Source organism: Streptomyces mayteni (genome assembly GCF_054783955.1).
Genome location: NZ_BAAGPR010000177.1, coordinates 1 through 9,894, shown reverse-complemented (window position 1 = coordinate 9,894; position 9,894 = coordinate 1). Strand labels below are relative to the sequence as shown.

General features: G+C 70.5%; 8 protein-coding genes and 2 tRNA genes. 7 read left to right on the top strand and 3 right to left on the bottom strand.

The genetic code is table 11. The features are described from left to right. From ACYVPE_RS37825 to ACYVPE_RS37800, 6 genes are all read left to right on the top strand, one after another. On the top strand, nt 1-438 hold a 438-nt coding region (locus tag ACYVPE_RS37825), incomplete at its 5' end, for a DciA family protein (RefSeq protein WP_461038376.1). Nucleotides 439-769: 331 nt separating this feature from the next. Next, nucleotides 770-2,827, top strand: coding sequence for a DNA topoisomerase (ATP-hydrolyzing) subunit B (gene gyrB / locus ACYVPE_RS37820; RefSeq protein ID WP_461038375.1), 2,058 nt, complete (start codon nt 770-772; stop codon nt 2,825-2,827). A gap of 89 nt (nt 2,828-2,916) precedes the next feature. Continuing rightward, complete coding sequence (gyrA, locus tag ACYVPE_RS37815; protein ID WP_461038374.1) at nt 2,917-5,517, top strand: DNA gyrase subunit A; 2,601 nt, start codon at nt 2,917-2,919, stop codon at nt 5,515-5,517. Between the two features lie 107 nt (nt 5,518-5,624). Then, nucleotides 5,625-6,185, top strand: coding sequence for a DUF3566 domain-containing protein (locus ACYVPE_RS37810; RefSeq protein WP_461038373.1), 561 nt, complete (start codon nt 5,625-5,627; stop codon nt 6,183-6,185). Between the two features lie 81 nt (nt 6,186-6,266). Next, nucleotides 6,267-6,340, top strand: a tRNA-Ile gene (locus tag ACYVPE_RS37805). 153 nt (nt 6,341-6,493) lie between these two features. Continuing rightward, entirely contained in the window at nt 6,494-6,631 is a 138-nt protein-coding gene (locus tag ACYVPE_RS37800) for a DLW-39 family protein (protein ID WP_216355937.1), read from the top strand. 168 nt (nt 6,632-6,799) lie between these two features. Here ACYVPE_RS37800 and ACYVPE_RS37795 read toward each other — a convergent pair whose 3' ends face one another. After that, nucleotides 6,800-7,360 carry a helix-turn-helix domain-containing protein gene (locus tag ACYVPE_RS37795; RefSeq protein ID WP_461038372.1) on the bottom strand — a complete coding sequence of 187 codons (561 nt, stop codon included), beginning with the start codon at nt 7,358-7,360 and terminating at the stop codon, nt 6,800-6,802. Nucleotides 7,361-7,517: 157 nt separating this feature from the next. Here ACYVPE_RS37795 and ACYVPE_RS37790 point away from each other — a divergent pair. Then, nucleotides 7,518-7,590 (top strand) — tRNA-Ala (locus tag ACYVPE_RS37790). Between the two features lie 38 nt (nt 7,591-7,628). Here the strand turns inward: ACYVPE_RS37790 and ACYVPE_RS37785 are convergent. Then, nucleotides 7,629-8,426, bottom strand: coding sequence for a class E sortase (locus tag ACYVPE_RS37785; RefSeq protein ID WP_461038371.1), 798 nt, complete (start codon nt 8,424-8,426; stop codon nt 7,629-7,631). Between the two features lie 541 nt (nt 8,427-8,967). After that, nucleotides 8,968-9,894 (bottom strand): class E sortase (locus tag ACYVPE_RS37780; RefSeq protein WP_461038370.1); only part of this gene is annotated, 927 nt, incomplete at its 5' end.

Genomic DNA, 9,894 nt, shown 5'->3' with positions numbered 1-9,894 from the left:
CGCGGCGCCGACGAGCGGCAGCGCCGGCAGGCTCGGCAGGGCGGCGGGCTGCGGTCCGGGGCACGGGCCGGCGGGCGCGATCCGCTGCCGCTCGGCGCCGCGGTGCGCCGGCTGACGGAGGAGCGCGGCTGGGAGATGCCGCTCGCGGTGGGCGGCGTGGTGGGCCGCTGGCCGGAGTTGGTGGGTCCCGACGTCGCCAAGCACTGCGTGCCCGAGGGGTACGACGAGGAGTCCAGGGTGCTGACGGTGCGCTGCGACGCCACCGCCTGGGCGACCCAGCTGCGGCTGCTGGCCCCCGAGTTGCTGCGCCGGTTGAACGCCGACCTGGGGCAGGGCTCGGTCAGGTTGATCAAGGTGCTCGGCCCCTCGGGCCCGGGCCGCGGCCCCGGGCGGCTGCGGGCGCCGGGCAGCAGGGGGCCAGGCGACACCTACGGCTAGGCGACACCCATGGGTAGGCGATACCTACGGCTGGGCGACCCCTTCGGACCGGCGCTGGGGCGGGTGGCGAGGGCGTCGTCTCGCGGTGCGGAAGTGATCCCGGTCACGTTCGTAGAGGTTGACAGTCGGAGCCGCTGAGGGGCGCCGTGAGCGGATCAGGGGCCCGGTCCGTATATACGGGGTCACCGGATGCCAGTTCAGGGCGGCACATGCGGACTCAGAGCCCGGCAAACCGCCGTTAGGGTCGGCGGTGCCGGTAGACTGGCCGGTAGCCGCCCTGTTGCGGACCATGTCGAACGACACAGCCGCTCCCCTATGCCGGAGTTGGCTCGTGCTGTGCCAGAAAGGGCGCTTCGTGGCCGATTCCGGCGATGCCAACCAGAACACTCCCGCTCCCGCCGCGTCCTCGGAGGGGGTTCCGTCGTACGACGCCAGCGCGATCACGGTGCTTGAGGGGCTCGACGCGGTCCGCATGCGCCCCGGTATGTACATCGGGTCAACCGGCGAGCGCGGCCTCCACCATCTCGTCTACGAGGTGGTGGACAACTCCGTCGACGAGGCCCTGGCCGGTCACGCGGACGCCATCGACGTGACGATCCAGGCCGACGGCGGCGTTCGGGTCGTGGACAACGGCCGTGGCATCCCGGTCGACATGGTGCCCTCCGAGGGCAAGCCGGCCGTCGAGGTCGTGCTCACCGTGCTGCACGCCGGCGGCAAGTTCGGCGGCGGCGGCTACGCGGTCTCCGGCGGTCTGCACGGCGTGGGCGTCTCGGTGGTCAACGCGCTCTCCACCCGCGTCGCCGTCGAGGTGCGCAGGGACGGCTACCGGTGGACCCAGGAGTACGCGCTCGGGGTGCCGACGGCGCCGCTGCAGCGGAACGAGGCCACCGAGGAGACGGGCACCACCGTCACGTTCTGGGCCGACGGCGACATCTTCGAGACCACGGACTACTCGTTCGAGACGCTGTCCAGGCGCTTCCAGGAGATGGCCTTCCTCAACAAGGGCCTGACGATCGCGCTGACCGACGAGCGCGCCGCCGCCAAGCAGACGGCCGGCGCCGACTCCACCGCGGTGGAGGAGGAGGACAAGCCGCGCGCGGTCAGCTACCACTACGAGGGCGGGATCTCCGACTTCGTGCGCCACCTCAACTCCCGCAAGGGCGAGCCGGTGCACCCCTCGGTGATCGAGATCAACGCCGAGGACACCGAGCGCAAGATCTCGGTGGAGATCGCGATGCAGTGGAACACCCAGTACAGCGAGGGTGTCTACAGCTTCGCGAACACCATCCACACCCACGAGGGCGGCACCCACGAGGAGGGCTTCAGGGCCGCGTTGACCGCGCTGGTCAACAAGTACGCCCGGGAGAAGAAGCTGCTGCGCGAGAAGGACGAGAACCTCGCAGGCGAGGACATCCGCGAGGGTCTGACCGCGATCATCTCCGTCAAGCTCGGCGAGCCGCAGTTCGAGGGCCAGACCAAGACCAAGCTGGGCAACACCGAGGCCAAGACCTTCGTCCAGAAGATCGTCTACGAGCACTTCACCGACTGGCTGGACCGCAACCCCAACGAGGCCGCGGACATCATCCGCAAGAGCATCCAGGCGGCCACCGCCCGGATGGCCGCCCGCAAGGCGCGCGACCTCACCCGCCGCAAGGGCCTGCTGGAGACGGCCTCGCTGCCCGGCAAGCTCAGCGACTGCCAGTCCAACGACGCCGCCAAGTGCGAGATCTTCATCGTCGAGGGCGACTCGGCCGGCGGCAGCGCCAAGGCCGGCCGCGACCCGCAGTACCAGGCGATCCTGCCGATCCGCGGCAAGATCCTCAACGTCGAGAAGGCCCGGATCGACCGGGTGCTGCAGAACACCGAGGTCCAGGCGCTGATCTCGGCCTTCGGCACCGGCATCCACGAGGACTTCGACATCTCGCGGCTCCGCTACCACAAGATCATCCTCATGGCCGACGCCGACGTCGACGGCCAGCACATCAACACCCTGCTGCTGACGCTGCTCTTCCGCTTCATGCGCCCGCTGGTCGAGGCCGGCCACGTCTTCCTCTCCCAGCCCCCGCTCTACAAGATCAAGTGGGGCCGGGACGAGTTCGAGTACGCCTACTCCGACCGCGAGCGCGACAGCCTGATCCAGCTCGGCCGCGAGCGCGGCAAGCGCATCCGCGAGGACTCCATCCAGCGCTTCAAGGGTCTGGGCGAGATGAACGCCGAGGAGCTCCGGGTGACCACCATGGACCAGGCGCACCGCGTGCTGCGGCAGGTGACGCTGGACGACGCGGCCGCCGCCGACGACCTGTTCTCGATCCTGATGGGCGAGGACGTCGAGGCCAGGCGCTCGTTCATCCAGCGGAACGCCAAGGACGTCAGGTTCCTGGACATCTGACCCCGGTCGGCCCGCCCGGCTGACCTGGCGGGCCGACCCCGGTCGCGTTACCCCCACCTCAGCAGCCCGAAAGGAACCGGACCCCAGCGATGTCCGACGACACGACCTCCCCCCGGCCGACCCCGCCCGCCGCGCCCGCCCCCCTCGAGCCCGACGAGGCCAGCACCCAGCGCATCGAGCCGGTCACGCTCGAGACCGAGATGCAGCGCTCGTACCTCGACTACGCGATGAGCGTGATCGTCTCCCGCGCGCTGCCCGACGTGCGTGACGGCCTCAAGCCGGTGCACCGCCGCGTGCTCTACGCGATGTACGACGGCGGCTACCGGCCGGAGCGCGGCTACTACAAGTGCGCCCGTGTCGTCGGCGACGTGATGGGCACCTACCACCCGCACGGCGACACCTCGATCTACGACGCGCTGGTGCGTCTCGCGCAGCCGTGGGCGATGCGGATGCCGCTGGTCGACTCCAACGGCAACTTCGGTTCGCCGGGCAACGACCCGGCCGCCGCCATGCGGTACACCGAGTGCCGGATGGCGCCGCTGGCGATGGAGATGCTTCGGGAGATCGACGAGGACACCGTCGACCTCCAGGACAACTACGACGGCCGCAACCAGGAGCCGACGGTGCTCCCGGCCAGGTTCCCCAACCTGCTGATCAACGGCTCGGCCGGCATCGCGGTCGGCATGGCCACCAACATCCCGCCGCACAACCTGCGCGAGGTGGCGTCCGGCGCCCAGTGGTACCTGGAGCACCCGGACGCCTCCCCCGAGGAGCTGCTCGACGCGCTGGTCGAGCGGATCAAGGGCCCCGACTTCCCGACCGGCGCGCTGATCGTCGGCCGCAGCGGCATCGAGGAGGCGTACCGCACCGGGCGCGGCGCGATCACCATGCGCGCGGTCGTCGAGGTCGAGGAGATCCAGGGCCGGCAGTGCCTGGTGGTCACCGAGCTGCCCTACCAGGTCAACCCGGACAACCTGGCGCTGAAGATCGCCGAGCTGGTCAAGGACGGCCGGATCAACGGCGTCGCCGACGTCCGCGACGAGACCTCGTCCCGCACAGGACAGCGGCTGGTCATCGTCCTCAAGCGGGACGCCGTCGCCAAGGTCGTCCTCAACAACCTCTACAAGCACACCGACCTCCAGACCAACTTCGGCGCCAACATGCTGGCCCTGGTTGACGGCGTGCCGCGCACCCTCTCGCTCGACGCGTTCATCCGCAACTGGGTGTCGCACCAGATCGACGTGATCGTCCGCCGCACCCGCTACCGGCTGCGCAAGGCCGAGGAGCGCGCCCACATCCTGCGCGGTCTGCTCGCCGCCCTGGACGCGATCGACGAGGTCATCGCGCTGATCAGGCGCAGCGACACCGTCGAGGTGGCGCGCGGCGGCCTGATGCGGCTGCTCTCGATCGACGAGATCCAGGCGAACGCGATCCTGGAGATGCAGCTGCGCCGGCTCGCCGCCCTGGAGCGGCAGAAGATCATCGCCGAGCACGACGAGCTCCAGGCGAAGATCACCGAGTACAACGCGATCCTGGCCTCCCCCGAGCGGCAGCGCACCATCATCTCCGAGGAGCTGGCCGCGATCGTCGACAAGTTCGGCGACGACCGGCGCACCGCGCTGATCCCCTTCGAGGGCGACATGTCCATCGAGGACCTGATCGCCGAGGAGGACATCGTCGTCACGATCACCCGCGGCGGCTACGTCAAGCGCACCAAGACCGACGACTACCGGGCGCAGAAGCGCGGCGGCAAGGGCGTGCGGGGCACCAAGCTGCGGGAAGACGACATCGTCGACCACTTCTTCGTCTCCACCACCCACCACTGGCTGCTGTTCTTCACCAACAAGGGCCGGGTCTACCGGGCCAAGGCGTACGAGCTGCCGGACGCGGGCCGCGAGGCGCGGGGTCAGCATGTGGCCAATCTGCTGGCCTTCCAGCCGGACGAGCGGATCGCCGAGATCCTCGCCATCCGGGACTACGAGGCCGCGCCCTACCTGGTGCTCGCCACCAAGTCGGGCCTGGTGAAGAAGACCCCGCTGAAGGACTACGACTCGCCGCGCTCCGGCGGCGTCATCGCCATCAACCTCCGGGAGATGGAGGACGGCAGGGACGACGAGCTGATCGGCGCCGAGCTGGTCTCGGCCGCCGACGACCTGCTCCTGATCAGCAAGAAGGCGCAGTCCATCCGCTTCACCGCGAGCGACGACACGCTGCGCCCGATGGGCCGGGCGACGTCGGGCGTGAAGGGCATGAGCTTCCGCGAGGGCGACGAGCTGCTGTCGATGAACGTGGTGCGCGAGGGCACCTTCGTCTTCACGGCGACCGACGGCGGCTACGCGAAGCGGTCCCCGGTGGACGAGTACCGGGTGCAGGGGCGTGGCGGTCTCGGCATCAAGGCTGCGAAGATCGTGGAGGACCGCGGTTCGCTGGTGGGCGCGCTCGTGGTGGAGGACACGGACGAGATTCTGGCCATCACCCTGGGCGGTGGCGTGATCCGTACCCGAGTCAACGAGGTTCGGGAGACCGGTCGTGACACCATGGGCGTCCAGCTGATCAACCTCGGGAAGCGGGACGCCGTCGTCGGCATCGCCCGCAACGCCGAGGCCGGGCGCGAGGCCGAGGAGGTCGACGCGGACGGCACCGGAGAGGGAGTCGCGGAGCAGGCGGCTGCCACGGACAATGAGGAGTAGGCGTGAGTGAGGCCACGGGCTCGCCCGGTGGTGGCTCCCAAGGCGCCCAACCAGGGGACGCCCGTCCCCAGGACCCTTCCCAGCATGTGACCCGTGGGGGGCTCACGATGACCAGTGCAAGACCCGCGGACTCCTACGCTCAGGGCCAGGGCTACCACCCCCCGCAGGCGTACCCGGCCCCGCCGGGGGCCGCCCCTCAGGCGCCGGGGCAGCAGCCGCCGCCGCAGGGCGGCCAGCAGGGCACCCAGGGCGGCCAGGGCGTGCGGGTGCCGCGCACCGGGGCCCGCACGGTGCCCCGCATCCGCAAGGCCCGGCTGCGGGTCGCCAAGGCTGACCCCTGGTCGGTGATGAAGGTCAGCTTCCTGCTCTCCATCGCCCTGGGCATCTGCACGGTGATCGCCGTCGCCATGCTGTGGATGGTGATGGACTCGATGGGCGTCTTCACCACCATCGGCGAGACGATCACTGAGGCCACGGCGGCCGAGGGCGAGAGCGGCTTCGACCTGGTGGCGTTCCTCTCGCTGTCCAGGGTGATGCTGTTCACCGCCGTCATCGCGCTGATCGACGTGGTGCTCGCCACCGCGCTCGCCACCCTCGGCGCCTTCCTCTACAACCTCTCCGCCGGCTTCGTCGGCGGCGTGGAAGTGACGCTGGCGGAGGACGAGTAGCCGGCCGGGGAGCCGACAACGGATTTTGGGCGCGGGCCTCACATGCGCTAGCCTCTCTTCTGCGCGGGGGGTCCTGCGCAGGGGGCTATAGCTCAGATGGTTAGAGCGCATCCCTGATAAGGATGAGGCCACAGGTTCAAGTCCTGTTAGCCCCACAGGCGACCACGGCCCCGGTCATATCCGACCGGGGCCGTTCGGCGTCTTCTCCAGTTCTCAGAGATCTCGGCGGCCGGCGCGTGTGAGACACGATTGGGTATCATCGGGCGCCAGATGGTCCGATCACGTTTGAAGAAGGACGAGGTAGCGCGGTGAAGAAGCTCCTCCTGGTCGCACTGGCCGCCATCGGCGGCCTTCTTGTCTACCGTCAGATCCAGGCGGACAAGGCCGAGCAGGACCTGTGGACGGAGGCGACCGACTCCGTGCCGTCCGGATCCACGGGTGCCTGATCCCTTCCCCCTGTCGCAGTCGTATGTCGAACGCCTCCGGGCCCCCTGCCGCTTCGAGTTGACTCGAGTGGCAGGGGGCCCGGAGGCGTTCGGTCGGGTGTTCCCGCTTGGGTGGCTGAGGTGGGCTGGCCGGCGTGGAGCGCCCCAGCTGCCGCCGGCCGGCGGTCGTCAGCCCTGGTGGCTCTCGTAGTGCTCGACGGCCTCACGGGTCCTGGCGACGCCGTAGACCCGCAGGAACTCCGCCAGTTCCGGGTGGGCGTCCACGAGCAGCCGGGAGGCGCTCTGGATCTCCGTCGCGTCCGAGACGGAGCGGAGCAGCGCCTGGATCTCGCGGACCACACGCTTGGTGGGGTTTGCCGGGACGCCGATCGACCCGGAGCGGGTCGCGGTGGAGCTCGGGCTGAGCACGTTGCCCCCCGAGGTCCTGCGGATGTCCTCCATCGCGGAGGTGGCCTCGGCGGCGCTCACCCGGCCGGCGCGCACCTCGGCGGCCAGGTCCTGGAGGGAGCGCACCCGCTGGACGACGGCCGGATTCCCGATCTTGGCCCGCTGCCCGCTCATCAGCTGGGACAGCATGGGCGCCGAGAGTCCGAGGACCACGGCGAGCCGGGCCTGGTTGAGTCCGAGATCGGTGATCAATCGGCGGAAGAGCGCCCCCAGCGGCTCTCCGTACCAGGTCGTCTGTTGTTCTCTGGCCCTTTCCGTGGACTCCTGTTGTGTCGCGTCCATGGTGTCTCCCCTGTTCTCCCCTGATCGCTTCACGTGAGCGAAGTTGCGCGTCATCCTACGGAGGGATCCACATCCTGGGCGATACCCGGTCGGTATCCGGCGGGAAGATTGGGTAATCTAGCTCCCGGCCATCCACGGCGTTGTCGGGATCGGCCAAGGGGCCTTAGCTCAGTTGGTAGAGCGCCGTCTTTGCATGGCGGATGTCAGGAGTTCGACTCTCCTAGGCTCCACAGGTATTGCGCTGTTTTCCGGCCCGGGGCCGCCGACGTCAGTCGGCGGCCCGCAGTTCTTCCGGCGGGGTGCGGTCGGCGTCCACGCGCTCGGTGCGTTCCAACTCGCCCCAGACGACGTAGCGGTGCTCCGAGGTGAAGACCGGCGTGCAGGTGGTCAGCGTGATGTAGCGGCCCGCCTCGGTGGCGCCGGACTCCTCGGGGATCGGTTCGAGCACCGCGGTGTTGAACTTCGAGGTCTCGGGGAGGACGGCGAACGCCCGGTAGACGTACCAGGTGTTGTTGGTCTCGAAGACGATCGGGTCGCCCTCTTCTATCTGGCGGATCCCGTGGAACTTGGCCCCGTGGCCGTCGCGGTGGGCGGCGAGCGAGAAGTTGCCCTCCTCGTCCCACGGCATGGCGGACTCGACGGGGGTGTCGTAGTAGCCCGCCACGCCGCCGTTGAGGACGTCGAGGCCGATGCCCTCCTTGACGAGGATCACGTCGTCGGTCATCGCGGGGACGTGGAGGAAGCCGATGCCGTCCTGCGGGTCGAACTCGGGCGGCGGCGCGTCGTCGCCCCCGCCGCCGTCGTCGGTGGCCGCCCACTGGTCGCGGACGGCGTCGCTGTCGCGGTTCGCCTCCTGGTTGGCGACGATGTTGGTCCACCAGAGCGAGTAGACGACGAACAGCCCGAGCACGAGCCCCGCGGTGATGAGCAGCTCCCCGAACACGCTCACCGCGGCGGCGATCCGCCGCCGCGTGGTGCCGCCCTTGGCGGCGGTAGCCGCCGGGCCGGCGGAGGCGTCGTCCGCTGGCGCGGTGGCTGTGCTCGGCTGCGCTGTGGCTTCCGCCACCGGATCGGCCTGGCCGCCGGTGTCCGGCTGCGCCGGCCCGGTGGCGGAGTGCGACTCGGCCGGCGCGGGTTTGTCCGGCTCGGCTGGCCCGTTGGCGGTGCCGTCTGCCTCTGCCGGTTCGGTTGCCGTTGGCGCGGCGCCGCCGCCCGGCTGCGCTGTGGCTTCCGCCGGCTGGCCGGCCTGGTCGCCGGTGTCCGGCTGCGCCGGAGCGTCCCCGGCAGCGGTGGCCGACAGCGTTGCCGCTGTCGTGGCGGTGACGTCTGGCTCCGCCGGTTCGGTCGCCGTTGGCGCGGCGGCCTGGTCGCTGGCGTCGGGTTTCGCTGGGGCGTCCGTGGCGGCTATGTCCGGCTCCGCCGGCCCGGTGGCCGGTGCGGCTTGGCCGCCGGTGTCCGGCTGTCTCGGCTTCGCCGAGGCCCGCGCCGGCCGGCCGGCGGCTTGGGCTGGCGGGCCGGCGCCGGCTGGGCCGGCGGGCGGCGGATCCGCGGGGGTGGCCGCGTTCGTGGCGCCCGGCTTCGCCGGGCTTGGTGGGTCGGGGGTCGGGTCAGGAGAGGAGGGCATCGGGTTTCCCGTCGGAGCGGGGGCGTTCTTCCGTCATCTCGCCCCAGACGATCAGGCGGTAGGTGGAGGTGAACTCCGGCGTGCAGGTGGTCAGCGTGATGTAGCGGCCGGAGTCGGTGAAGCCGCCCTGGTCGGGGACGGGGTCGAGGACGGCCGTGTTGGAGGGGGAGGTGGAGTCCAGGCGGCTCGTCATCTCGTAGGTGAAGTACGCGTCGCCCGTCTCGACGACGATCGGGTCGCCCGGTTCCAACTGGTTGATGTAGCGGAACGGTTCGCCGTGGGTGTTGCGGTGGCCGGCCAGGCCGACGTTGCCCTCCTCGTCCCATGGCATGGCCGTCGGCAGGCCGTCCTCCTCCGTATAGTGCCCCACCATGCCGTTGTTGAGCACGGTGTCCTCGGCGACGCCCTCGGCGATCGGCACTCGCACGTCGAGCGTCGGCAGGTAGAGGATCGCGAAGCCCTCGCCCGGTGAGAAGGCGCCGGGTTCGCGGGGGTCGACGTCGGCGTTCTCGCCGTCGTTCCACTGGCGTTCGAGTTCCTGGCGCTGGTCGTTCGCGTGCGCGCGGGCCTCCACGTTGGTCCACCACAGCTGGTAGGCCACGAAGAGCAGCAACAGGGCGCCGGTGGTGATGAACAGCTCGCCGATCACGTTGCTTATCGCGGTGCCGGTCTGCTTGGCCGCCTTGGTCGCGGCCTTGGCGGCCTTGCGGCGGGCCGCCCGCCCGCCGCTCACCTCGGGGGACTCCTCAGGGGCCGACGCGGCAGGAGAAGCCGCCGAAGCCGCAGCAGGACTCGAGGCCCGGCCGCGTGTGCGGCCCTGGGCCGCCTTGCGGCGGGCCGCCCGCCCGCCGGGAGGCGGCTCCGAGGACGTGGACGCCGCAGCGCCGGGGGCGGCGGCGCGGCGGCGGGC